Origin of the sequence: Ramlibacter cellulosilyticus (assembly GCF_014297465.1) — a bacterium.
Lineage (GTDB): Bacteria > Pseudomonadota > Gammaproteobacteria > Burkholderiales > Burkholderiaceae_C > Ramlibacter > Ramlibacter cellulosilyticus.
On record NZ_JACORT010000007.1, the window covers coordinates 163,726 to 186,005 of the forward strand.

The 22,280-nt window shown below is 71.4% G+C and carries 23 protein-coding genes; 7 read left to right on the forward strand and 16 right to left on the reverse strand.

The annotated features are described in order from the left end of the window. Nucleotides 1–97: 97 nt before the first annotated feature. Complete coding sequence (locus tag H8N03_RS16875; RefSeq protein ID WP_187077371.1) at nucleotides 98–1,672, forward strand: M28 family metallopeptidase; 1,575 nt, start codon at nucleotides 98–100, stop codon at nucleotides 1,670–1,672. Between the two features lie 499 nt (nucleotides 1,673–2,171). On the opposite strand, the gene H8N03_RS16880 is transcribed toward H8N03_RS16875, so the two are convergent. Further along, a complete protein-coding gene (locus H8N03_RS16880) occupies nucleotides 2,172–2,447 on the reverse strand; it encodes a hypothetical protein (RefSeq protein WP_187077372.1) in 276 nt (91 codons plus the stop codon). 22 nt (nucleotides 2,448–2,469) lie between these two features. Here H8N03_RS16880 and H8N03_RS16885 point away from each other — a divergent pair, with 22 nt between their 5' ends. Then, on the forward strand, nucleotides 2,470–3,477 hold the full coding sequence (locus tag H8N03_RS16885) for a hypothetical protein (RefSeq protein WP_187077373.1): 1,008 nt from the start codon (nucleotides 2,470–2,472) through the stop codon (nucleotides 3,475–3,477). A 3-nt stretch (nucleotides 3,478–3,480) separates the two neighbouring features. Here H8N03_RS16885 and H8N03_RS16890 read toward each other — a convergent pair whose 3' ends face one another. The 4 genes from H8N03_RS16890 to H8N03_RS16905 all read right to left on the reverse strand — a co-directional run bounded on the left by H8N03_RS16890 (nucleotide 3,481) and on the right by H8N03_RS16905 (nucleotide 6,934). Further along, nucleotides 3,481–4,311 (reverse strand): ParB N-terminal domain-containing protein, encoded by an 831-nt coding sequence (locus H8N03_RS16890; RefSeq protein WP_187077374.1) that lies wholly within the window; start codon nucleotides 4,309–4,311, stop codon nucleotides 3,481–3,483. 58 nt (nucleotides 4,312–4,369) lie between these two features. After that, nucleotides 4,370–5,629: a BaiN/RdsA family NAD(P)/FAD-dependent oxidoreductase gene (locus H8N03_RS16895; RefSeq protein WP_354005137.1), complete on the reverse strand. Its 1,260-nt coding sequence runs from the start codon at nucleotides 5,627–5,629 to the stop codon at nucleotides 4,370–4,372. A gap of 24 nt (nucleotides 5,630–5,653) precedes the next feature. Beyond that, nucleotides 5,654–6,037 (reverse strand): dienelactone hydrolase family protein, encoded by a 384-nt coding sequence (locus H8N03_RS16900; protein ID WP_187077375.1) that lies wholly within the window; start codon nucleotides 6,035–6,037, stop codon nucleotides 5,654–5,656. Between the two features lie 81 nt (nucleotides 6,038–6,118). After that, nucleotides 6,119–6,934 carry a dioxygenase family protein gene (locus H8N03_RS16905; protein ID WP_187077376.1) on the reverse strand — a complete coding sequence of 272 codons (816 nt, stop codon included), beginning with the start codon at nucleotides 6,932–6,934 and terminating at the stop codon, nucleotides 6,119–6,121. Between the two features lie 209 nt (nucleotides 6,935–7,143). Here H8N03_RS16905 and H8N03_RS16910 point away from each other — a divergent pair, with 209 nt between their 5' ends. From H8N03_RS16910 to H8N03_RS16920, 3 genes are all read left to right on the forward strand, one after another. Next, entirely contained in the window at nucleotides 7,144–7,521 is a 378-nt protein-coding gene (locus H8N03_RS16910) for a hypothetical protein (protein WP_187077377.1), read from the forward strand. 91 nt (nucleotides 7,522–7,612) lie between these two features. After that, entirely contained in the window at nucleotides 7,613–9,244 is a 1,632-nt protein-coding gene (locus tag H8N03_RS16915; RefSeq protein ID WP_187077378.1) for an ATP-binding protein, read from the forward strand. Then, complete coding sequence (locus H8N03_RS16920) at nucleotides 9,237–9,851, forward strand: response regulator transcription factor (RefSeq protein ID WP_187077379.1); 615 nt, start codon at nucleotides 9,237–9,239, stop codon at nucleotides 9,849–9,851. The genes H8N03_RS16915 and H8N03_RS16920 overlap by 8 nt, the downstream gene beginning before the upstream one ends. A gap of 145 nt (nucleotides 9,852–9,996) precedes the next feature. Here H8N03_RS16920 and otsB read toward each other — a convergent pair whose 3' ends face one another. After that, entirely contained in the window at nucleotides 9,997–10,752 is a 756-nt protein-coding gene (gene otsB, locus H8N03_RS16925) for a trehalose-phosphatase (RefSeq protein ID WP_187077380.1), read from the reverse strand. Nucleotides 10,753–10,871: 119 nt separating this feature from the next. Between otsB and H8N03_RS16930 the strand changes: the two genes are divergently transcribed. Continuing rightward, a complete protein-coding gene (locus H8N03_RS16930) occupies nucleotides 10,872–12,185 on the forward strand; it encodes a flavin-dependent oxidoreductase (RefSeq protein ID WP_187077381.1) in 1,314 nt (437 codons plus the stop codon). Nucleotides 12,186–12,194: 9 nt separating this feature from the next. Here the strand turns inward: H8N03_RS16930 and H8N03_RS16935 are convergent, their stop codons facing one another. Next, on the reverse strand, nucleotides 12,195–13,304 hold the full coding sequence (locus H8N03_RS16935; RefSeq protein ID WP_187077522.1) for an S-(hydroxymethyl)glutathione dehydrogenase/class III alcohol dehydrogenase: 1,110 nt from the start codon (nucleotides 13,302–13,304) through the stop codon (nucleotides 12,195–12,197). A 104-nt stretch (nucleotides 13,305–13,408) separates the two neighbouring features. Here H8N03_RS16935 and H8N03_RS16940 point away from each other — a divergent pair, with 104 nt between their 5' ends. Then, nucleotides 13,409–13,966 (forward strand): DUF2062 domain-containing protein, encoded by a 558-nt coding sequence (locus H8N03_RS16940; RefSeq protein ID WP_187077382.1) that lies wholly within the window; start codon nucleotides 13,409–13,411, stop codon nucleotides 13,964–13,966. A 9-nt stretch (nucleotides 13,967–13,975) separates the two neighbouring features. Here H8N03_RS16940 and H8N03_RS16945 read toward each other — a convergent pair whose 3' ends face one another. The 9 genes from H8N03_RS16945 to H8N03_RS16985 are packed head-to-tail and all read right to left on the reverse strand — an operon-like array spanning nucleotide 13,976 to nucleotide 22,274. Beyond that, the gene (locus tag H8N03_RS16945) at nucleotides 13,976–14,311 is read right to left on the reverse strand and encodes an NIPSNAP family protein (RefSeq protein ID WP_187077383.1); all 336 of its coding nucleotides are present in this window, start codon (nucleotides 14,309–14,311) and stop codon (nucleotides 13,976–13,978) included. A 15-nt stretch (nucleotides 14,312–14,326) separates the two neighbouring features. After that, a complete protein-coding gene (locus H8N03_RS16950; RefSeq protein ID WP_187077384.1) occupies nucleotides 14,327–15,619 on the reverse strand; it encodes a TRAP transporter large permease in 1,293 nt (430 codons plus the stop codon). Beyond that, a complete protein-coding gene (locus H8N03_RS16955; protein ID WP_187077385.1) occupies nucleotides 15,612–16,094 on the reverse strand; it encodes a TRAP transporter small permease in 483 nt (160 codons plus the stop codon). Before H8N03_RS16955 ends, H8N03_RS16950 begins: the two co-directional genes overlap by 8 nt. A gap of 9 nt (nucleotides 16,095–16,103) precedes the next feature. Continuing rightward, the gene (locus tag H8N03_RS16960) at nucleotides 16,104–17,144 is read right to left on the reverse strand and encodes a TRAP transporter substrate-binding protein (RefSeq protein ID WP_187077386.1); all 1,041 of its coding nucleotides are present in this window, start codon (nucleotides 17,142–17,144) and stop codon (nucleotides 16,104–16,106) included. Nucleotides 17,145–17,170: 26 nt separating this feature from the next. Continuing rightward, a complete protein-coding gene (locus H8N03_RS16965) occupies nucleotides 17,171–18,133 on the reverse strand; it encodes an NAD-dependent epimerase/dehydratase family protein (RefSeq protein ID WP_187077387.1) in 963 nt (320 codons plus the stop codon). Continuing rightward, a complete protein-coding gene (locus H8N03_RS16970; protein WP_255428260.1) occupies nucleotides 18,130–18,921 on the reverse strand; it encodes a hydroxypyruvate isomerase family protein in 792 nt (263 codons plus the stop codon). Before H8N03_RS16970 ends, H8N03_RS16965 begins: the two co-directional genes overlap by 4 nt. A 3-nt stretch (nucleotides 18,922–18,924) precedes the next feature. After that, nucleotides 18,925–19,815, reverse strand: coding sequence for an NAD(P)-dependent oxidoreductase (locus H8N03_RS16975; protein ID WP_187077388.1), 891 nt, complete (start codon nucleotides 19,813–19,815; stop codon nucleotides 18,925–18,927). Between the two features lie 21 nt (nucleotides 19,816–19,836). Further along, nucleotides 19,837–21,549, reverse strand: coding sequence for a dihydroxy-acid dehydratase (gene ilvD / locus H8N03_RS16980; RefSeq protein WP_187077389.1), 1,713 nt, complete (start codon nucleotides 21,547–21,549; stop codon nucleotides 19,837–19,839). Nucleotides 21,550–21,578: 29 nt separating this feature from the next. After that, nucleotides 21,579–22,274 (reverse strand): GntR family transcriptional regulator, encoded by a 696-nt coding sequence (locus H8N03_RS16985; RefSeq protein ID WP_187077390.1) that lies wholly within the window; start codon nucleotides 22,272–22,274, stop codon nucleotides 21,579–21,581. Between the last annotated feature and the right edge of the window lie 6 nt (nucleotides 22,275–22,280).

Here is a 22,280-nt window from a genome sequence, read left to right on the forward strand (position 1 = left end):
CCCTCCCCCGATCGCGGCACCCCGCCCCCTTGTAGAGGCTGGCGGGCGCGGCGCATCCTCTCCGCACCGCCGCCATGGCGGACAGGGAAGGAGTGACATGCAGCCATCCATCTTGCGGCGCGCTGCGCCGCGTTCGCTCGGCCTCTCGTTGCTGGCGGTCGCTTCCGCGGTCGCCCTCGTGTCGTGCGGAGGCGGCGGCGGCGACGCCGGCACTTCCGACCTCCTGGCCAAGGGAGGGTCCGACAGCGGCGCGTGCGACACGCGCGTCAACAACACGCAGGAGAAACTGCTCCAGTGCGTCACGCTCGCCGGCGTGCGCCGCCACCAGGCGGCCCTGCAGGCGATCGCGGATGCGAACGGCGGCACGCGCGCCGCGGGCACGCCCGGCTACGAGCAGAGCGTGCAGTACGTCGTCGGCCAGATGACGGCCGCGGGCTACGACGTGCAGCTGAACCCCTTCCCGTTCACCTACGTCGCGCTGCCGCTGCTGCAGCAGACCGCACCGACCGTTGCAACGTACGACTCCGGCGCGTTCACCGGCACCGGGTACGGCAACGTGAGCGCACCCGTCACCGCGGTCGACATCAACCTCGTGCCGCCGCGGGCGAGCACCAGCGGGTGCGAGGCGGCGGACTTCGCGGGCTTCCCGGTGGGCAACATCGCGCTGGTCCAGCGCGGCACCTGCACCTTCGCGGTGAAGGCGCTCAACGCGCAGGCCGCCGGAGCCTCCGCGGTGATCATCTTCAACCAGGGCAACACGCCGGAACGCGAACCGCTGATCGTGGGCACGCTGGCGCCGGACACGGCGGCCATCCCGGTCGTCGGCGCTTCGTTCGCGGACGGTTCCGCCCTGGCCGCGCCGGGCTCGGCGGCGCGCGTGCGTGTCGACCCGCCGGTGGAGATGACGCTGTACAACGTGATCGCCGAGTCGCGCAGCGGCGACCCGAACAACGTGGTGATGGCGGGCGCGCACCTCGACTCGGTGCAGCGCGGGCCGGGCATCAACGACAACGGCTCCGGCACCGCCGCGATCCTGGAGACGGCCCTCCAGATGGCGAAGGTGAAGCCGCGCAACAAGCTGCGCTTCGCGTGGTGGGGCGCCGAGGAAGCGGGGCTGGTCGGCTCGACGGCCTACGTGGCCGGCCTGAGCGACGCGGACAAGGCGAAGATCGCCCTGTACCTCAACTTCGACATGGTCGGCTCGCCCAACCACGTGTTCTTCATCTACGACGGCGACAACTCCGACAACGTCGGCGAAGGCCCCGGGCCGGGCGGCTCCGCGCAGGTCGAGCAGGTGTTCGAGGGCTTCTTCACCAGCCGCGGCATCCCGTTCAAGGGCACCGACTTCGACGGGCGCTCCGACTACGGGCCCTTCATCGCGGCGGGCATCCCGGCGGGCGGCCTGTTCACCGGCGCCGAAGGCGTGAAGACCGCGCAGGAGGCGGCGCTCTGGGGCGGCACCGCCGGCCAGGCGTACGACCCGTGCTACCACCTCGCCTGCGACACGTACGCGAACAACAACGACACGGCGCTCGACGTCAACAGCGACGCGATCGCCTATGCGGTGCTGCAGTTCTCGATGAACACGCAAGCCGTGAACGGCCAGCGCGGCAAGGGCAACTTCCGGATGCCGTCGCTGGAGAGCGACCACCTGCGCAACTCGCGGCGGTGATGAGGTGATCCGGAACCCCACCGACGGGGTGCCCGACATGGGCGCCGTCCGGTGGGGTTCGCTCGCGTCACGGCTCGCTCGATCACGGCGCGCGCGAACATGTAGGGTGGCAGGCGGAACGCCGGGAAGGTGAACGAAGTGAACCCCACCGATGGGCGGCCAACATGGGCGCCGTCCGGTGGGGTTCGCTTTCGCTCACCGGCCGCGGCTTCGCCGCGCCACCCTACAACGCTGCCGGCGATTGACCTTGCGTCGGGCCGATGGCGCGCCTTCAGTCCGGTGGGGTCCGCTCGCGTCACGGCTCGCTTGATCACGCCGCGCGCGAACATGTAGGGTGGCCGGCGGAACGCCGGGAAGGTGAACGAAGTGAACCCCACCGATGGGCGGCCAACATGGGCGCCGTCCGGTGGGGTTCGCTTTCGCTCACCGGCCGCGGCTTCGCCGCGCCACCCTACAACGCTGCCGGCGATTGACCTTGCGTCGGGCCGATGGCGCGGCTTCAACCGCGCACCGACAGCAGCTTCACGATGGCCGCCACGTGCGCGTCCTGCAGGACCTGCGGCTTCACCTCGTCTTCGGCGGCCGTCTCGTTCTCGTGGTCCTGCACGGCCGCGCGCATCTCGTCCTCGCTGCGCCACGTCATGATGGCGTTCTTCGGGCACATGTGCCGCAGCGTGTGGTACCAGTAATAGCCGTCGGCGCCGCCGAACAGCCTGTCGATGGCGGCGAGGTCGTTGGACTTGATCTTGTGCTTCTGCAGAATCTCGTCCAGCACCTGGTGGGAAAGGATGATCGAAATGGGAATGTCTCGCGCGCAGCTGCCTGTCGGGGCGAGCATTGTACGAGGCGCGCCCGGCCCGGTGCAGGAGCAGGCGCAGTCGCGCTTCGACGCCCTGGTCCAGGAGGTCGCGCGGTGGCGTGCCGCCGTCCAGGAGTGGAAGGACAGGACGACCCGCTACCACCAGGCCGTCGAGCCGGTGCGGCGCGAGCTGCATGCCGCGTGGCGGCAATGGGTGCTCGCGCTCGACGACGCCAGCCTGCAGCCCGGCTTGTCGCGCACGGAGCGTGCCCGGCTGGACGAGCTGGTACGCGACACCGCGGCCGCGCTGCTGGAGCTGGACGACGATGCCGAGCTGGCCGCCATCGCGAGCCGGCATGCGGAGGACACCGCGTCCGCGGTGCCTCGGCAGGACGATGCGGCTCCGCCCCTTGGCGGACACGGGCTCCTGGAAGACCTGGCCCAGGCCTGGGAGCAGGAGGCCGCCGCGGCCGCCGCGCAGCGCGCAGCCTGGGCGGCACAGCGCCGTGCCGCCAGTGCCGCGAAGCGACGGAAGAAGGAAGAGCAGGAGGTCTCGCAATCGCTGCGCGACGTGTACCGCCGCGTCGCGAGCGCACTGCACCCGGACCGCGAGCCCGATGCGCAACGGCGGGCGCACAAGACCGCCCTCATGCAGCACGCCAACCAGGCGTACGCCGACGAAGACCTGCTGGCGCTGCTGGAGCTGCAATTGCAGGCCGAGCAGGTCGATGCGGCACGCGCGGCGCCGGTGGACGGCCGCCGCCTGCAGCACTACGTGACCGTGCTGCAGGAGCAGGTCGCGGAACTGCAGGCCGAAGCGCATCGGCTCGAAGCTGCGTTTCGCGCCGCGACCGGCCTGCCGGCGGGGTCCGGACTGCAGCCGCGCAAGGCCGATCGCGTCATCTCCTCGGAAGCGCAGCGCCTGCGCGGCGAGTTGCAGGACGTGCGCCGGCAGGTGCGGTCCTTGACGGACCTCGACGCGGTCAAGGCCTGGCTGAAGGGCTGAGCGTCAGCCGCCGGCGGCTTCGCCCTGCAAGCGCGCCAGCTGCTCGCGCAGCTGCATGTTCTCCGCGGTGAGGGCGGCGACGCGCTGGCGCAGGGACTCGATCGTGTCCTCCGCCTCCGCCGACGGGTCGTCCTGCGCGGACGCAGGCGCGGCCTCGGCGGCCGGCTTCCTGCGCGACTCGCGCACGCGCTTGGCCGCCTGCTTCAGTTCCTCCTTGCCGCCGGTGGCGGCGGCCACCTGCTCCTCCCACGGGAGGCTGGCCACCGTGGCCGCGGCGTTGATCGAGATCTCGGCCGCCTTCACGGCGGCGACGACCTCCGGCGCGGCGCGCTTGTGGATCTTCTCGATCTGCATGACCTGGCTGCTGCTCAGGCGGGCCACGCGGGCGAGCGCCTCGCGCGTGGTCTCCTGCGTCTCGGCGGCAGGCGCCTCGACGGGAGCGGGCGCGTCGGCAGGCGCTGCGTCCGGGGCGGAAACCTCGGACGCGGCTTCCGGTTCCGTGCGTGCCAGCCGCGCGGCGACGATCTCGCGCTTGCGCAGCGCGAGCACGCCGCGCTGGAAGTCGGAGAGGCTGCGCCGGCCCAGGTGCTGGTCGATCATCCACAGGTGCACGTCTTCCATGGACTGGAAGCGCGTGCTCTGCACCGTCTGGAACGGCAGGCCGTGCTTGCGGCAGATCGCGTAGCGGTTGTGGCCGTCCACCAGCAGGTCGCCCCAGAGCACCAGGGCGTCGCGGCAGCCCTCGGCCAGGATGCTGCGCTCGAGGGCGCGGTATTCGTCGGGTGTCAGCGGATCGATGTAGGCCTGGAGTTCTTCGTTGACGACGATGTCCATCGGGGAATGCGGTGCGGGGCGGATTGCGGAAGGACGCGCATTGTAGGCAGCGCGTGCCTCATCGCTGGCGCAGCCAGCGTGCCGCGCCCTGCCCCGCCACGACGCCGGTGGCGAAACAGGCCGTCAGCAGGTAGCCGCCCGTGGGCGCCTCCCAATCGAGCATCTCGCCCGCGCAGAACACGCCAGGCACCTTGCGCAGCATGCCGTTGGCATCCAGCGCCTCCAGCCGCACCCCGCCGGCCGTGCTGATCGCCTCTTCGACGGGGCGGCAGCGCGCCAGGGTCAGCGGCAGGGACTTCAGCGCCGACGCCAGCGCCTCCGGATCGTGCAGCTGCTGCGGCGACAGCAGCTCGTGCAGCAGCGCCATCTTCAGCCCCTCGATGCCCAGGCGACTCTTGAGGTGCGTCGACAGGCTGCGGGCACCGCGCGGCCGGCGCGTTTCCGCCAGCACATGGTCCGCAGTGTGCTGCGGCAGCAGGTCGATGAGCCACGTGGCCTGCCCGTGCGCCGCGATCGCGTCGCGCAGCCGTGCGGAGAACGCATACACCAGGCTTCCTTCGATGCCGGTATCGGTCAGCACGAACTCGCCTTGCACGCTCTCCTGTGGCGCCTGCCCCGGCATGCGCGCAGCGACCGGCTTGACGGGCTGGCCCGCGAAGCGCTGGCGCAGGTGGTCGCTCCAGCCGTTCGCACCCGGCCGCGTGGGTGCCACGTCGAAGCCGCAGTTGCTCGCTTGCAGCGGCGCGATGTCGACGTCGCGCGCGCCCAGCAGCGGCACCCAGGCGCCGTCCGAGCCGAGGCGCGGCCAGCTGGCACCGCCGAGGGCGAGCACGGTGGCGTCGGCGGCGTGGCGGACCGGGCCGTTCGGCGTGTCGAACACGAGCTCGCCCGTGCCCGCGTCCCATCCCGTCCAGCGATGGCGCACGTGCACGCGCACGCCCGCGGCGCGCAGGCGATGCAGCCACGCGCGCAGCAAGGGCGCGGCTTTCATGTCCTGGGGGAACACGCGGCCGGAGGTGCCGACGAAGGTGGCTATGCCGAGGCCTTCGGCCCATTGCCGCACCGCGTCGGCACCGAAGGCGGCGATCGCATCCCGCAGCGCCTCGCTGCGCTCCGCATACCGCGCGAGGAACCTGTCGGCGGGTTCCGAATGCGTGAGGTTCAGGCCGCCGCGGCCCGCGAGCAGGAACTTGCGGCCGACGGAGGGCATGGCATCGAAGAGGTCGACGGCCAGCCCTTCGCGGGCCAGCACCTCGGCGGCCATCAGGCCGGCCGGTCCGCCGCCGATGACGGCGGCGCGGGAAGGAGAAGAAGTCACCGCGACATTGTCGTCGCAGGCACCTCAGGCCGTGGGGCGCTCCAGGTGACGCAGCAACGCCTGGACCACGCGGCCGTCGATGCCGTGGCCGAGGCCCGGCAGCAGGTCCAGCGTGACCTGCGCGCCCAGGCCGTGCAGCGCCGCCGCCGCATCCACCGAGGACTGCGCCGGCACCACGCCGTCCTGGTCCCCGTGGACCAGGTGCACCGGACAGGGCGGCGCACGGCGCACCGGCTGCGCGAAGCGGCCCGCGATCGCGACGACGCGGCCACAAGCGGGCGCGCCCTCCACCTGCGTGGACTCCAGCGAGAGGATCGCGCCTTGCGAAAACCCGACGAGCACCGTGCGGTCCGCGGCGATCCCGGTCTCCTGCTGCCAGCGGGCGATCGCCTGGAGGAACGAGGGCATCACCGCCGCGACGAGCCGACGCCGTGGAACAGCAGCACGAGCTGCGTCGCCTGCGCAGGACGGGCGACGACGATGGACGCATCACGCATTCACAGGCTCCTCGACTTCCAGGGCCACGTGCCGGCCGAACACGTACGACTCCATCGCCAGCACGCCGTGGCGGATGCCGCCGTCCAGGACGGTGGTGGGCTGCGCCGCCGTCGCCGCCCCCGCCGCCACGAGCAGCGGGAGGAAGTGCTCGGTGCTCGGGTGCGCGCGCGCGGCATGCGGCGCGCGCTCCAGCGCCTGCGTGAGGCGCACCGTATCGCCGGCTTCCACCGCTTCGCGGATCCAGAGCGAGAACTCGCGCGCGTACGCGGCCTCGGCGGCATCGCCCATGCGGAACTCGTACAGGTTGTGCGTCAGGCTGCCCGAGCCGACGACCAGCACGCCTTCGCCCGCGAGCGGCGCCAGCGCGCGACCGAGCGCGAAGGCCTTCGCTTCGTCGGTGTCGAACGGCAGGGACACCTGCACGACGGGCACGTCCGCGTCCGGGTACAGGTGCAGCAGCGGCACCCACGCGCCGTGGTCCAGGCCGCGATGGGGATCCAGGGACGCGGCGATTCCGCGGGCGCGCAGCACTTCCTGCGTGCGTGCGGCGAGTTCCGGCGAGCCCGGCGCGGGATATTGCAGCGCGTAGAGGGCGCGCGGGAAACCGCCGAAGTCGTGCACGGTTTCCGGCCGCGCGACGGCGGTGATCTCCACGCCGCGCGTCATCCAGTGCGGCGACACCACCACGATGGCCCGCGGCTTGCCCAGCGCCTGCCCCAGCGCGCGCAGCTGGGCCCCGGCGAGCCCCGGTTCGATGGCGAACGTGGGGGCGCCGTGGGAGACGAAGAGGGAGGGCAGCGGGGTCATTGGCAATCCTTTCCGAGGGGGAGCTGCCCCGGAGTGCGGGGCTTGCATCCACTGTATTGGGTTGCGTCGCCACGATAAACCGAGCAACGCGAGACTGTTTGTTCACGATATCAAGCCAATGGTCCCCTTACGGGCGAACCCGCGCGATGGGGCGCCGCGCCGCCGCGCGCGCGCAGCGGGTGGCACACTGCGCCGCTCTGTCGAACACCATGATTTCCGGAGCCGAACCCAGGGCGCTCAAGTCCCGCCTCCTCGCCGACCTCGAGCACGCCATGGGGGCGGGCCACCCGCTGCAGGCCTCCGCGGTGGCGATCCTGGTCGGCACCGGCACATCCTCGCTGATGCAGCAGGCGCTGGGCTCCGCGCCGCGGGGCGCTCCCGGCTCGGACGAAAGGTTGCAGCGCTACCTTCGCAACGTCGTGCGCGTGCTCTGCGTGGCCGAGCGCCACTTCGGCGACCTGCAGGCCGCCCTGCACTGGTACCACGAGGACCGCGGCCCCCACGGCAAGCGGCCGACGCCGCAGGCTTTCGTCGCGGCCGGCCTGATGGAAGAGGCCTGCCGCCACCTGCTGCGCGCCCCGCCATGAGCCGCCGGGTCGCCCCAAGGCTCATGGCCCCGCAGCGCGTAGCGCGGAGGGTAGTCCAGTGACCCGCCCCGCGGCGGCGGCAGAATCGGGCATGGCCAGTCTTTCCACGCGCGTGCCGCGCATGCTCGCAGCGGCATGGGCGCGACCGCAGGCGCGGCTGGCGGCCTACCTGGCGCTGTCGCTGGCACTCGCCTGGGTCAGCTTCATCCATCCCGCGCGCGGCCTCAACATCACGCCCTGGAACCCGCAGACCGCGCTCGCGGTCGGCATGCTCCTGTGGCATCCCCGCAGCTGGTGGCTCGTGTGGCTCGCCACGCTGTCGGGCGAAGCGCTGGTGCCCGAGCGCCCGCTCGGAGGGGCCGCGCTGTTCGGTTCCACCGCGCTGCTGGTGGCCGGCTACGTGGCCACGGCGGCCGCGCTGCGGCGCTGGGCACGGCCCGGGTCCGAACCGGTCACGCGCAGGCTGCTGCTGCGCTTCTTCGTCATCGCGGGCGGCGGCGCCCTCCTCGCTTCGACGCTGCAGGTGGCGGGCCTGTACTGGACGGGCGAAGTGGCGGCCGACCGCGTGCTGACCGCCATCCATCGCAGCGCGATCGGCGACGGTGCCGCGCTCGTGGTCACGCTGCCGCTGCTGCTGCTCCTGGGCAGCCGCGAGCGGCGCGCCGCCACGCGGGCGATGTTCCGCAACCCCGAATGGTGGGCCGCCGTCCTCGTCACCGCGGTCGCCGTGATCGCGGTGTTCTCGCGGCCGGCGGAAGAGCAGTTCCGGTACTTCTACGTGCTGTTCCTTCCCGTGGTCTGGTGCGCATCGCGCCATGGCATCACGGGCGCGGTCTGGTCCACCGCGGTGCTGCAGCTCGCGGTGATCGCCGCCGTGCAGGCGGCGGAGTACCAGCCGCTCACCGTGTTCCAGCTGCAGGTGCTCGTCGCCGTGCTCGCGGTCACGAGCCTGCTGCTCGGGGCCACGGTGGACGAGCGCGAGGAAGCTGCGCGCACGCTGCGCGCGTCGCTGCGCCTCGCGGCCGCGGGTGACATGGCGGCCGGCCTCGCGCACGAACTGAACCAGCCGCTCACGGCCATGAGCACCTATGCCCACGCGTCGCAGGTGCTCGCCGAACAGATCCGGCAAGGCGACCGCAGCCAGGCCGAGCTGATGCTGGACATCACCGCCAAGCTCGCGGAGGAGGCGCACCGTGCCGCCGACGTCGTGCGGCGCTTGCGCGATTTCTTCCGCGACCGCGCCACCGACCTGAAGCCCACCTCCCTCGCGCAGCTGCTGGAGGAAGCGCATCGCGACCAGATCGCGCGGGCCGTCGGCCTGGACCTGCAGCTGTCCTGGCACTGCGAACCCGCCGACGCCGTCGCATGGGTCGACCCGCTGCAGGTCGGCGTGGTGCTGCGCAACCTGCTGGCCAATGCCATGGATGCAGCCTCCGCCGCGGGGCGCGGCGGGAACCTGCCGGCGTGGGTCGCGGTCGAAGCGAAACAGGAAGACGCCGACATGGTCATCGCGGTGACCGACAGCGGCCCCGGCCTCCACGGCGAAGACCTCGCGCTCGTGTTCGAACGGCGCCGTTCCGACAAGCCGGGCGGCATGGGCATCGGCCTGGCCATCAGCCGCTCCATCGTCGAGGCCCACGGCGGCCGGCTGTGGGCCGAGCCCGGCCCCGGCGGGCGCTTCCTGTTCACGCTTCCGCTCGAATCCCCCGTCGCCGATGCATAGCCCCCTCCACCGCCAGTCCGTGTTCATCGTCGAGGATGACGCCTCGGTACGGGACGCGCTCTCGCTGCTCCTCAGCCTGCGCGGCTACCCGACCGCCCTCTTCGCCTGCGCCGAGGACTTCCTCGGCGCGCTGACGCCCGACTGGCGCGGCGTGGTGATCGCGGACATCCGCATGCCGGGCATGTCGGGGCTGGAGATGCAGGAAGCGCTCGCGAAGCACCCTTCCCGGCTGCCGGTCATCATCATCACCGGCCACGGCGACCTGGCCGCGGCGCGCCAGGCGTTCCGCTGGAACGCCGTGGACTTCATCGAGAAGCCGTTCGACCACGCGCAGCTGCTGGCGGCGATCGAGCGTGGGATGGCAGGACTGCCACCGGATGCCAGCGCGCTCGGGACGCGCCCGGCCGCCACCGCGCTGTCGCAGCGCGAACGCGAAGTGCTGGCGCTGGTGGTGGACGGCGTGGACAACCGCGGCATCGGCGAGCGCCTCGGCATCAGCCCGCGCACCGTGGAAGTCCACAAGTCCCGCATCATGACGAAGCTCGGCGCGCGCAACCTCGCGGAGCTGATGCGGATCGCCAACGCCGCGGGCAAGGACGCCGCCTGACGCGAGGCCCCGCCGGGACGCCGGCGCGCCGCGGGTTCGCCCTTACGGGCGCGTCCGCGGAAAAGGCGCGGCGCAAGCGGACAATGCGTTGTCCAGAACGAGGACTCTTGCAAAGCGGCCCCTGGCCGCTTCTTTTTTTGGTGCCTCAGGCGTCCGCCACCAGCCGCGCGAGCATGCGGTCGATGACCGGCACCATCTCCTGCGTGTGGTGGATGAAGAACGCGGCCTGCGTCTCGCGGTCGTCGAACCCCACGCGCACGGTGAGCCAGTCGGCCGGAGCGGAAGCGAAGACGGGTTCGTCGTTCACGTCGTCGCCGAAGAAGACCGCGCAAGGCGCGCCGCTCTCGCGCACGAGGTCGTGCACGGCCACCGCCTTGTCGGGACTGCCCGGTGCGGTGACGTTCTCCACCATCTTGCCGGGGAAGGTATGCAGCGCCGCGCCGAAGGGACGCAGCAACTCGCGGATGGTCGCCAGCGCGTGGTCGGGCCGGGACGCCGTCCGGTAGTGCAGCGCGAGGGACAGGCCCTTGTCCTCCACCACCACGCCCGCCGCGTGCAAGCCCGCCGCGTACCGGCGCAGCCAGTCGCGCAAGCCATCGAGTTCGTGCCCCGCCGCGGACGTGCCGCCCTGGCGCTCGGCTCCATGGTTGCCGACGGTGTAGCGCGGCTCGAAACCGAGCCGGTCCGAGAGGTCCGGCAGGCTGCGGCCGGAGACGACGGCCACGGGCAGCAGGGCGGACAGGCGCTCCAGGCGATGGCGCAAGGGGAGCGGCACGCGGGCGGTTTCGGGCCGCGGGACGATGGGAGCCAGGGTTCCGTCGAAGTCGAAGCCGACGAGGGGTGCCCGGGAGATGACCGCGTCCAGGGCCGCGAGGCCGTCCGGGCTGAAGAGATGCCGCATGGGTGGAGCGCAGGGAGGGGTTGCCGGCAATGCGGAAAGTGTAGGTGCATCCGACTTCGCACGCCCTTGCGCAGGGTGAGCCCTTACGGGGACCCGGGGCGATGACGGACAATGGCCGCATGACTGCCGCCGCCGGCCCGACCCGCCCGCAACGCCCCGTCCTCATCGCCGGGGGCGGCATCGGCGGCCTCGGCCTGGCGCTGACGCTGCACCAGGTCGGCGTGCCGTGCGTCGTCTTCGAAGCGGTGGCGCAAGTGCAGCCGCTGGGTGTCGGCATCAACCTGCAACCGAACGCCGTGCGGGAGCTGTTCGACCTCGGCCTGGATGCATCCGTGCTCGACGCCATCGGCATCCAGGCGCGCGAGTGGGCCCTCGTCGGACGCAACGGCAAGGACGTCTACAGCGAGCCGCGCGGGCTGCTCGCCGGCTATCGCTGGCCGCAGTACTCCGTGCATCGCGGCCGGCTGCAGATGCTGTTGTACCGCGCGGTGCTGGAGCGGCTGGGCCCCGGCTCCGTGCAGCTCGGGCACCGCGTGCTCGGTTACCGCAACGAGGCCGACGGCGTCGTCGCCACGATCCAGACGCGCGACGGCCGCACGCTGGAAGTGCAGGGCTCGCTGCTCGTGGCGGCGGACGGACTGCATTCGTCCATCCGCGCGCAGATGCATCCGGCGCAGCCTCCCATCCAGTGGGGCGGCGCGATCATGTGGCGCGGCACGACGCCGGGTGTTCCCATCCGCTCCGGCGCTTCCTTCGTGGGCGTGGGCAGCCTGAAGCACCGCGTCGTCTTCTATCCGATCTCGCAGCCTGATGCGAAGACCGGGCTCGCCACGATCAACTGGATCGCGGAGATCACCGTCGACAACCGCGAGGGCTGGACGCACGGCGACTGGAACCGCCGCGTGCAGCTCGCGGACTTCGCGCACCACTTCGACGGCTGGGACTTCAGCTGGCTCGACGTGCCTTCCATGCTGCGCGGCGCGAGCGAAATCTTCGAGTACCCGATGATCGATCGCGATCCGGTGCCGACCTGGGTGGACGGGCGCGTCGCGCTGCTGGGCGACGCGGCGCACGTGATGTACCCGGTGGGCTCCAACGGCGCGAGCCAGGCGATCGTCGATGCGCGCGTGCTGGGCGCGGCGATGGTGGAGCACGGCGTCGGCGCCGAAGCGCTGCAGGCCTACGACCGGAAGCTCTGCGCGGACATTTCCGCGCTGGTCCTGCGCAACCGCGGCTCGGGTCCGTTCGGGCTGCTCGGGCTGGTCGACGAGCGCTGCGGCGGCGTCTTCGACGACATCGACCAGGTGATCCCGGCCGCGGAGCGCGAAGCCTACATGGCGCGCTACAAGGCGGCCGCGGGCTTCGCGATGGAAGCGCTGAATGCAGCGCCCCCGACGATCGCGCCGGGGGCGAAGGTGGCTTCCGCGCCCTAGCCGCGGCGATCAGTAGTGCACGACGGAACGGATGGACTTGCCCTCGTGCATCAGGTCGAAGGCCTCGTTGATGCCGGTGAGCGGCATCGTGTGCGTCACGAAGGGCGCGAGCTGGATGCGGCCGGCCATCGCGTCCTCCACCATGCCGGGGAGCTGGCTGCGGCCCTTCACGCCGCCGAACGCCGTGCCCAGCCAGCGCCGGCCGGTCACGAGCTGGAAGGGGCGCGTGGAGATTTCCTGGCCCGCGCCGGCGACGCCGATCACGACGGACTGGCCCCATCCACGATGCGCGCACTCCAGCGCCGCGCGCATGACGTTGACGTTGCCGATGCACTCGAAGGAATGGTCGACGCCCCAGCCCGTCATCTCGACGATCACCTGCTGGATGGGCTTCTCGTGGTCCTTGGGATTCACGCAGTCCGTCGCGCCGAAGGTCCGCGCGAGGTCGAACTTGCCCGGGTTGGTGTCGATCGCGATGATGCGGCCCGCCCCGGCCATCTTCGCGCCCTGGATCACGGCCAGGCCGATGCCGCCGAGGCCGAACACGGCGACGGTGTCGCCCTCCTGCACCTTGGCCGTGTTCTTCACCGCGCCGAGGCCGGTGGTCACGCCGCAACCGAGCAGGCACACCTGTTCGGGGTTCGCGTCGGGATGGATCTTCGCGAGCGAGACTTCGGCCACGACCGTGTACTCGCTGAACGTGGAGCAGCCCATGTAGTGGTAGACCGGCTGGCCCTGGTACGAGAAGCGGGTGGTGCCGTCCGGCATCACGCCCTTGCCCTGGGTCGCGCGCACGGCGACGCACAGGTTGGTCTTGCCGCTCCTGCAGAACAGGCATTCCCCGCATTCGGCCGTGTAGAGCGGGATCACGTGATCGCCAGGCTTCACGCTGGTGACGCCCTCGCCCACCTCGACGACGATGCCGGCGCCTTCGTGTCCCAGCACGGCGGGGAACAGCCCTTCGGGGTCGTCGCCCGACAGGGTGAACGCATCCGTGTGGCACACGCCCGTGTGCGTGATCCTGACCAGCACCTCTCCCTTGCGGGGCGGAGCGACATCGAGCTCGACGATCTGCAGCGGCTGGCCCGCCGCGAAGGCCACGGCGGCGCGGCTCTTGATGGATTGCATGGAGGAACCTGCTTGGAATGGAGGAGTGGCCAGGGGAATGTATCGGAGATCGGCGCGGCACTCTTGCTCCAGGGTGACGCCTGTAGGATGCGCGGATGCGCGACTGGATACGACGCTGGACACCGACCGAGGAGAAGCTGCGGCAGCAGCCGGGGCTGCGCTGGCTCGCGCCGCTGCTCGGGCGGCCGGTGCTGTGGCAACTCAGCCGGCGCCGCGTGGCGCTGGGCGCAGCCGCCGGCGTCTTCTGCGGCTTCATGATCCCGGTGGCGCAGATCGCGGGGGCCGCCCTGCTCGCGCTGCTGTTGCGCGCCAACCTGCCCGTGGCGGCGCTCTCGACGCTCGTCACGAATCCCGTGACCTTCGGCCCCATCTTCGTGCTGGCTTACCGCACGGGCTCCGCCGTGCTGGGGGAGCCCACGCGACCGGAGGAAGCCGAGGCGCTGGCACGGGGCACGGAGCAGTCCAGCGCCGCCCCGGCACGTGGAGGTGCGCGGGACTGGATAGAGCGGGCGCGCGAGATCGGCCGCCCGATCATCGTCGGGATGGTGATCTTCGCCGTGGCGGGGAGCATCCTGGCCTGGGTGCTCGTGCAGGTGGGCTGGACCGTGGCGGTGCTGGTGAAGCGGCGCCGGCGGGTGCGGCGCACGTCGTGAGGGCGACGCTCAGGCCGGCCGCGCAGGCACCAGCGCCTTGAAGTCCACGGCCCGCAGGATCGCATTGCGCTGTCGCAGCACCTGCCCGGCCGCGCCGGCCTTGCGCCGGTAGGCGAGCCAGCGCGGGTCCGCCTCCAGCGCCGCGCGGCGCCGCTCGCGGTCCGCCATGTCGGTGTACTGCCAGAGGTGCACCACCTCGTTCACCTCGCCCACCTCGGTGGTGTAGTAGCCCAGGGGCGGGCCGAGGTGCTCGCTCTGCACGGGCAGGCCCTCGGCCGCGTAGAGCGCGAGGAAGTCGCGCACGAGGCCGATCTGGATGGTGTAGGTTCTCTGGTCGACGATCATCGTTGGGACTCCGGCCTAGGCCACGAAACGCGGCAGCAGCAGTGCGATGGAAGGGAAGGCGATGAGCACGGCCAGCCGCAGCAGGTCCGCCACCACGAAGGGGCCGACGCCGCGGAACAGCGTTCCCATGGACACGTCGGGCAGCAGGCTCTTGAGCACCATCACGTTCATGCCGACCGGCGGCGTGATGAAGCTGATCTCGGTGACGACCACCACCAGGATGCCGAACCAGATCAGGTCGTAGCCGAGGAACTGCACCAGCGGGTAGAACAGCGGCACGGTGAGCAGGATCATCGACATGCTCTCCATCAGGCAGCCCAGCACGATGTAGATCGCGCAGATCAGCAGGATGACGAAGAGCGGGCGGATCCCGAAGTGCCGCACGTACTCCTGCAGGTCGGCGGGCAGCGTGGTGAAGTTGATGAAGTTGGCAAACGTGAGCGCGCCGATCAGCACCAGGAACAGCATGCCCGTGGTGCGCGAGGATTCCAGCAGCACGTCCGACAGGACCTTCCAGGTCAGGCGGCCGCGCAGCAGGGCGAACACGAACGCCCCGCAGGCGCCTATGCCCGCGGCCTCCGTGGAGCTGAACACGCCGCCATAGATGCCGCCCATCACCACCGCGAAGAGCACCAGCACGCCCCACACCTCCCGCAAGGCGCGCAGCCGCTCGGGCCACGGCATGCGGCGACCGGGCGGGCCGGCATCGGCATTGCGCCAGACCGTCCAGCGCACGGCGCCCAGGTAGAACAGGATCGCGACCAGGCCCGGCAGGATGCCGGCGGCGAACATCTTGCCGATGCTCTGTTCCGTGAGGATGGCGTAGACCACCATCACGATCGAAGGCGGGATCAGGATGCCCAGCGTGCCGCCCGCGGCGATGGAGCCGGAGGCGAGGCCGTCGCTGTAGCCCAGCTTGCGCATCTCGGGATAGGCCACCTTCGACATGGTGGCAGCCGTCGCGAGGCTGGAGCCGCACACGGCGCCGAAGCCGCCGCAGGCCACCACGGTGGACATGGCGAGCCCGCCGCGCCTGTGGCCCAGGAAGGCATAGGCCGCCGCATACAGCTCGCGCGAGAGACCCGCGTGGGTGATGAAGTTGCCCATCAGGATGAACAGCGGCACCACCGACAGCAGGTACTGGAAGCCGCTTTCGCGCACGACGCCGCCGACCATGGCGAAGGCGCCGGGCCAGCCGCGCATCGTGGCGAGGCCCGTCAGGCCGACCAGCGCCATCGAGAACGCGATCGGCACGCGCAGGAAGATCAGGACCAGCATGGCCCCGAAACCGAGCATCGCTTCAGTCATGCGCCTCCTTGCGGCGCGCGTCGGCCCACAGCAGCCCGAGCTGCACGATCGCGTTCACGAACAACATCAGGCTCATGAAGAACACCACAGGCGCGAGCGGCAGCCGCAGCATGGTGGTCTGGTCCGCGTACTCCAGCGCCGACTGCGCCTGCTGCCAGCTCGCCGCGCCGAGCAGCACACTCACGCCCACGGCGAGCAGGTGGCTGAGCGTCGCGAGCGCGAGCGATCCCGCGCGGCTGCGCGGCACCGGCACCAGGTCGACGGCGACGTGCTCGCGCCGCCCCGTGGCCAGCACCATGCCGCAGAAGATCACGCCCACCATCAGGATCTCGGTGAGTTCCACGGCGCCGGTGATCGACACGTTGAACACGTATCTTCCCAGCACGTCGGCGAGCGTGAGCAGCGCGAGCGCGGCCAGGCAGAGTTCGGCCGCGCGCTTCAACGCGCCGCGCAGGATGCGCAGGAGCAGGTGCATGCGCGGCGCTTACTTGCCCGCTTCCAGCGCCTTCAGTTCGGCGCGGAAATCGGAGAGCACCTTCGGGCCGTCGATGCCCTTGGCCTTGGCGGCGGCGAGCCACTCCTGCTCGAAGCCGGCGGTGCGCGCGCGGATGCCGGACACGAGCGCGTCGTTCGCCTGGTGGAAGGTCACGTTCTTCGCCTTCAGGGCCGCGAGGGCCGCCGTGTCGGCGTCGCCCCAGGCCTTGCCGCCCATGCGCGCGATGTGCTCTCCCGAGAGCTTCGTGAGGATCGCCTGGTCGCGCGCCGGCAGGCGCTTGAACGCGTCGTTGTTCATGATGATGCCGTGCAGGTCGGCATAGAGGCCGCCCGGGAACAGCGTGGCGCTCTTCACCACCGAGTCGAGCCGGAAGGACGACACCGACTCCGGCGGGAACAGCACGCCGTCGACGACGCCGGTGCTCATGAGCTCATAGGACTCGGGCGCGGGCTTCACGACCGCGTTGAACTTGAGCACGCGCGCCAGGTCGGCCTGGATGCCGCCGCCGATGCGCAGCTTGAGCCCTTCGAAGTCCTCGACCTTCTGCACCGCCTTGCCCGTGGTGTAGACGCCGCCCGGGCCGTGGCCGTAGATGCCCAGCAGCTTCACGCCGCGGTGCTCGTCGGCCGCGCGCAGGTACTTGTCGTAGATGCGCCAGGACGCCACCGAGGTCGACACCGCGCTGTTGCCCGAGAACGGCAGGATGCCGAACTTCATCAGGTCGAAGCGGCCCGGGTAGTACGAGTGCGAGATGAAGGCCAGGTCCACCACGCCGTTGCGCACGGCGTCGAGGTGGCCGACCGGGTTGCTCACCGGCTTGGGCAGGAAGGTGATCTTCACGCGCCCTTCGGTCTGCTGCTCGACCTCCTTCGCCCACGGCATCATGAAGTCGGCGACGAGCACGTGCGTGTGCGGGATCCACGCCGAGAAGGTGAGCTCCACCGGCTTCTGCGCGCGGGCGGGCGCGGATGCGAGCAGCGCGGCGCCCACGCACAGCGTGAGCAGGGAGGACGTCCATTTCATCTTCATCGCAGGCTTCCTTTCAGGTTCTCGGTTCAGGGAGTGGAGAGGCGGGTGTCGGGCTGCAAGGCCCGTTGGATCAAGGTGTCGAGATCGCCGTCGTGGCGCATGCCGAGACGTTCTGCGATCCCGGTGCGCAGGGGCGGCCACTGCGCGAACTGCGCCTGCATGGCGGGCTGCGGTGCGTAGCGCACGAGGCCGGCCACGTCGGCGCCGAAGCGGCGACCCAGGGCGTCGACGATCTCGCCGACGCTGGCGCGCAGGGCCGGCAGCGTCCACGCGCGGGCAGGGGGCAGCGATGCAGCATCGACGGTCGCGGCGCGCAGCAGGTGCTCCACGCACGCGGGCAGCGAGAGCAGCCAGATCTGCGCATCGGGGCCGACGGGGCTGGCGTACGGCCGGCCCTCGGCGGGTTCGCGAATGAGATCGCTGGCAAAGGAAGAGAGCGCCACCTGCGCCTGCGCGGGGCGGGCCACCACGCTGGGCAGGCGCACCGAGCGGGCATCGATCCAGCCGCGGCGCGCGTAGTCCGCCAGCAGGATCTCGATCATTCGCTTCTCCGCGCCGTAGCTCAGGGTGGGCGCCGGTGCCGTGGCGTCGTCGATCGCGGCGGGCAGCGGCGTGCCGAAGACGCCGATGGAACTGGCGAACACGAGCACCGGGCAGGACGCGGCGGTGCGCAGGCGTTCGAACAGCGCGATGCCGTGGCCCACGTTCACGCGCAGTCCCAGCGCGAACTGCTCCTCGGCCAGCCGGCTCGTGATGCCGGCGAAGTGGAAGACCGTGTCGGGTGCCGGCGTCGTGGCAGCATGCAGCACGCGTTCATCGCCGAGGTCGCCTTCGATGCAGCGCACGCCTTCTGCTTGCGGCGCGTCGCGCAGCGCGAGGTCGGTGAGCGTGAGCGAAGCAATGTCGCCGGCGGCCAGGCGCTGCGCGAGCGCGTGCGCCACGGCGCGGCCGATGTAGCCGTCGGCTCCCGTCACCAGCACGTTCTTCATGCGAGCACGCCCCGCGCGCGCAGGGGCGCGGCCCACGCGAGTCCTTCGGCGGCCTGCCCGCGCGGCGCGTATTCGCATCCGAGCCAGCCGTCGTAGCCGAGGTCCGCCAGCGAGGCCACGGCCTCTTCCAGTCCATGCTGCGAGAGATCGGGCTCGTGCCGGCCGTCCACGCCGGCGATCTGCGCATGGCCCGTCCATGGCGCGCAGTCGCGCACCGCGGCCGCCAGGTCCAGGCCTTCCTTCATGCAGTGGTAGTAGTCGAACTGCAGGCGCAGGCGCGGCGAGGCGAACCCGCGCAGCACCTCGATCACCTGTGCCGGCCGCGCGTAGAAGTAGCCGGGCATGTCGTCGCGGTTCAGCGCTTCCAGCGCCAGCGTGAGGTCGTCGGCCTCGGCAAGCGCGAGTGCATGCGACAGGTTGCGGCGCAGCGCCGCGGCGCAGTCCGCGGCATCGTGGTCCGCGACGTGGCCGGCCATGACGTGGATGGTGCGACAACCGGTCGCAGCGGCGACGCCCCGCGCTGCATCGAACGCCTCGCGGAACGAGGCTTCCGCGCCGGGAACGGCGGCCCAGCCGAGGCGCCCCGCGCCGGGCGTGACCGGCGTGTTGAACAGCGCCAGTTCGAGACCGCTGGCGCGCAGCTGCTGCGCGTACCACGCGGGCGATTCGTCGTAGGGCAGCAGGATCTCCACGCCGCGGAAGCCGTCGCGCGCGGCGGCGTCGAAGCGCGCCGCCCACGGCAGGTCGGGGTACAGCCAGGTCAGGTTGCCGGCGAGTCGCATCCCCATCGTTCAGTGCACCTGGCGCAGGAAGGCCGCGCGCTTCTCGGGTTGCAGCACGCTGATCACCGCCGACAGCTCCGCCTCGCCGAGGCCCAGCACCGCTGCCAGGCGCAGCACCTGCTGCACGCTGGCCGTGACGGGCATGGGGGCGCCGCTCTGCCGCGCGGTGTCGATGACGGTGTCGACGTCCTTGAGCATCGTGTTCAGGCCGCCGATCGACTTCTCCTGCGCCTCGGTCATGCGCGGCGCGAACACCTGCAGCGGCTTCGAGTCGGCCCAGCCGCCGGCGAGTGCGGGAGCGAGCCGGCGCGGATCGATGCCGTTGCGCTCGGCGAAGGACAGCGCCTCGGCCACGGCGACGATGGTCGTGGCGACGATCGTCTGGTTGCACAGCTTGGTGGCCTGCCCGGCGCCGGAGGGGCCCATGTGCGTGATGTTGGCGCCGTAGGCGCGCATCGCCTCCGTGGCCTGTGCAAGGTGGCGCGCCTCGCCGCCCACCATGATGGCGAGCGTGCCGGCTTCGACGCCACCGACGCCGCCGGACACCGGCGCATCCAGCCAGTCGGCGCCATGCTGTGCGAGGCGCGCGGCGAAGCCGCGCGTCGCCTCGGGCGGGATGCTCGCGTGGTCGACCACCCAGCGCAGGCCCGGGGCCTGCGCGACGCCGTCGGGGCCGAACACCACTGCCTCCGAGGACTTCGCATCGAAGAGGCACATCAGCACGCCGTCGACCCCGGTCGCAGCTTCGCGCGGCGTGGCCACCACCTGCGCCCCGTGCTCCGCCAGCGGCGCGGCCTTGGCCGGCGAGCGGTTCCACACCTTCACTTCGTGGCCGGCGGCCAGCAGCCGACGCACCATCGGGGCACCCATCAGGCCCAATCCGCAGAATCCGAGTTTCATCGTCTTCGCCTTCCGTTCGCTTCAGCGGTCCTGGTGGGCTTCGTGCGGCCAGACGGCGGCGCCCGAATGGGTGACGGCACCCTCGTGCGTGGGGCCGACCAGCTTCGCGTATTTCTCCAGCGCACCCGCCAGCGGGAAGCGCACGTAGGGCTTCCATTGCGCGCGGCGTTGCACCAGTTCCTCGTCGCTCACCTGCAGCTGGATCGTGCCGGCCACCGCATCGATGGTGATGCGGTCGCCGTCGCGCACCAGGCCGATCGGCCCGCCTGCCGCCGCTTCGGGGCTGGCGTAGCCGATGCACATGCCGCGCGTGGCACCGGAGAAGCGGCCGTCGGTGAGCAGCGCCACCTTCTCGCCGTTGCCGTGGCCGTAGATCGCCGCGGTCACGCTCAGCATCTCGCGCATGCCGGGGCCGCCCTTGGGGCCTTCGTTGCGGATCAGGAGCACGTCGCCGGCCTCGTAGGTGCGGGCGGAGACCACGTCCATGCAGTCTTCCTCGGTCTCGAACACGCGCGCGCGGCCTTCGAAGGTGAGCGAGCGCAGGCCCGCGACCTTGAGCAGCGCGCCGTTGGGGCAGAGGTTGCCCTTCAGCACCACGAGGCCGCCGGTGGGCATGATGGGCTGGCCCGCGGCGCGCACGATGCGGCCGTCCGGCCCCGGGAAGCGCGCCAGCGCTTCGGCGAGCGTCTCGCCGGTGATCGTGGGCACGTCGCCATGCAGGTGGCCGCCTTCGAGCAGCGCCTTCAGCACCACCGGCACGCCGCCGATGACGTTGAGGTCCTTCGCGAGGTAGCGGCCGCCCGGGCTCAGGTCCGCGACGAGGGGCGTGCGGTTGAAGACTTCCGCGAGGTCGTCGACGGTGAAGCGGATGCCGGCCTCGTGCGCGATGGCGGGGATGTGGAGGGCCGCGTTGGTGGAGCCACCGGTCGCGGCCACGGCGGCCGCGGCGTTCTCCAGGCTCTTGCGCGTGACGAGGTCGCGCGGCAGCGGACCGCCCTTCTCCAGGATCTGCATCACCACGCGGCCGGCGCGGCGCGCCAGCGCGTGCCGCTCGCTGTACACGGCGGGGATGGTGGACGAGCCGAGCAGCGACAGGCCCAGCGCCTCCGCCACCATGCCCATGGTGTTGGCGGTGAACTGGCCGGGACAGGAGCCCACCGTCATCGCGCAGGTGCGCTCGATGCCGCGCAGCTGCTCCATGTTGATCGTGCCGGTCTGGTAGCGGCCCACGCCTTCGATGGCGGTGAGCACCGTGTTCTCCTGGCCGTCGGGCGAGTGGCCGGGCAGCATGGAGCCGCCGTAGACGAACACGGAAGGAACGTTCAGGCGCACCATCGCCATCAGCGTGCCGGGCAGCGTCTTGTCGCAGCCACCGAAGCCGATGAGGGCGTCGTACGCGTGGCCGCGCACGGCCAGCTCCATGCTGTCGGCGATCAGCTCGCGCGACACCAGGCTCATGCGCATGCCGTCGTGGTTCATCGACGTGCCGTCGGAGACGGAGATGGTGTTCATCACGACCGGCACGCCGCCGCCTTCGGCCACGCCCAGGCGGGCGCTGTCGGCCTGGGGGCCCAGCGACTTGGAGCACGGCGTGTTGTCGCCGGCCGTGCCGATGATGGCCACCATCGACTTCTGCAGGTCCTCGTCGTCGAGGCCCGTGGCGCGCAGGAAGGCGCGGTGCGGCGTGCGGGTCACGCCTTCGGTGACCATGTGGGAGCGGTGTTTCTTCAGCATCGGGTGTCCCTGCGGGAAAGTCGGGGGGTCTAGTCGGTGAGGGCCAGGCGGTCGAACACCCAGGAGATGTCCTCCTCGATGCAGCGGCGCGCCTGAGCAAAGTCGCCACGCCGCAGGGCAGCGACGGTGGCTTCGTGCAGCCGGTCGGCCGGCTGCTCCTCGCTGTGCAGCAGCTCGCGGGTGGCGCGCAGGTACGCGCCCGACTGCAGCCAGAGGCTCTCGATCGCGGCCATCATCACCGGCGACCCGGCGGCGGCGTAGATCGTGAAGTGGAAGACGCGGTTCTTCTCCAGGCTGCTCGCCACGCCTTCGCGCGTGCGCCGTGCGGCGGTGATCTCCTGCGCGAGCTGGTCCAGCGTGTCGAGTTCCGGCGACGACAACTGCGGGCCGGCCCACTCGGTGACCGTGCCTTCGATCAGCAGGCGCGCGCGGCGCACGTCGGCGAGCCTTGCTTGCGTGGTGAGCGGGACGCGCGTCGTTCCGTTGGGCATGGCTTCGAGCGCGTTCTGCGCGACGAGGCGGCGCAGCGCTTCGCGCACGGGCATCGTGCTGGTGCCCAGCGCGTCGGCGACCGACTGGATGCCGAGCACCTGGCCGGCGCGGTACTCGCCGTGCATCAGCTTCCTGCGCAGCGCCTGGTACACCGCCTCGTTGACGGGCTGGCGCACGATGGGCTGCAGCACTTCCAGCGGGTCGGCTTCGGCGAGGGAGCGGGTGGCTTTCATGGTGCG

What these genes read in the sequence shown, in the direction of transcription:
- H8N03_RS16875 (WP_187077371.1), top strand. Translation starts at nt 98, where the DNA reads ATGCAGCCATCCATCTTGCGGCGCGCTGCGCCGCGTTCGCTCGGCCTC.
- H8N03_RS16885 (WP_187077373.1), top strand. Translation starts at nt 2,470, where the DNA reads ATGGGAATGTCTCGCGCGCAGCTGCCTGTCGGGGCGAGCATTGTACGA.
- H8N03_RS16890 (WP_187077374.1), bottom strand. Translation starts at nt 4,311, where the DNA reads ATGGACATCGTCGTCAACGAAGAACTCCAGGCCTACATCGATCCGCTG.
- H8N03_RS16900 (WP_187077375.1), bottom strand. Translation starts at nt 6,037, where the DNA reads ATGCCCTCGTTCCTCCAGGCGATCGCCCGCTGGCAGCAGGAGACCGGG.
- H8N03_RS16905 (WP_187077376.1), bottom strand. Translation starts at nt 6,934, where the DNA reads ATGACCCCGCTGCCCTCCCTCTTCGTCTCCCACGGCGCCCCCACGTTC.
- H8N03_RS16910 (WP_187077377.1), top strand. Translation starts at nt 7,144, where the DNA reads ATGATTTCCGGAGCCGAACCCAGGGCGCTCAAGTCCCGCCTCCTCGCC.
- H8N03_RS16915 (WP_187077378.1), top strand. Translation starts at nt 7,613, where the DNA reads ATGGCCAGTCTTTCCACGCGCGTGCCGCGCATGCTCGCAGCGGCATGG.
- H8N03_RS16920 (WP_187077379.1), top strand. Translation starts at nt 9,237, where the DNA reads ATGCATAGCCCCCTCCACCGCCAGTCCGTGTTCATCGTCGAGGATGAC.
- otsB (WP_187077380.1), bottom strand. Translation starts at nt 10,752, where the DNA reads ATGCGGCATCTCTTCAGCCCGGACGGCCTCGCGGCCCTGGACGCGGTC.
- H8N03_RS16930 (WP_187077381.1), top strand. Translation starts at nt 10,872, where the DNA reads ATGACTGCCGCCGCCGGCCCGACCCGCCCGCAACGCCCCGTCCTCATC.
- H8N03_RS16940 (WP_187077382.1), top strand. Translation starts at nt 13,409, where the DNA reads ATGCGCGACTGGATACGACGCTGGACACCGACCGAGGAGAAGCTGCGG.
- H8N03_RS16945 (WP_187077383.1), bottom strand. Translation starts at nt 14,311, where the DNA reads ATGATCGTCGACCAGAGAACCTACACCATCCAGATCGGCCTCGTGCGC.
- H8N03_RS16950 (WP_187077384.1), bottom strand. Translation starts at nt 15,619, where the DNA reads ATGACTGAAGCGATGCTCGGTTTCGGGGCCATGCTGGTCCTGATCTTC.
- H8N03_RS16955 (WP_187077385.1), bottom strand. Translation starts at nt 16,094, where the DNA reads ATGCACCTGCTCCTGCGCATCCTGCGCGGCGCGTTGAAGCGCGCGGCC.
- H8N03_RS16960 (WP_187077386.1), bottom strand. Translation starts at nt 17,144, where the DNA reads ATGAAGATGAAATGGACGTCCTCCCTGCTCACGCTGTGCGTGGGCGCC.
- H8N03_RS16965 (WP_187077387.1), bottom strand. Translation starts at nt 18,133, where the DNA reads ATGAAGAACGTGCTGGTGACGGGAGCCGACGGCTACATCGGCCGCGCC.
- H8N03_RS16970 (WP_255428260.1), bottom strand. Translation starts at nt 18,921, where the DNA reads ATGGGGATGCGACTCGCCGGCAACCTGACCTGGCTGTACCCCGACCTG.
- H8N03_RS16975 (WP_187077388.1), bottom strand. Translation starts at nt 19,815, where the DNA reads ATGAAACTCGGATTCTGCGGATTGGGCCTGATGGGTGCCCCGATGGTG.
- ilvD (WP_187077389.1), bottom strand. Translation starts at nt 21,549, where the DNA reads ATGCTGAAGAAACACCGCTCCCACATGGTCACCGAAGGCGTGACCCGC.
- H8N03_RS16985 (WP_187077390.1), bottom strand. Translation starts at nt 22,274, where the DNA reads ATGAAAGCCACCCGCTCCCTCGCCGAAGCCGACCCGCTGGAAGTGCTG.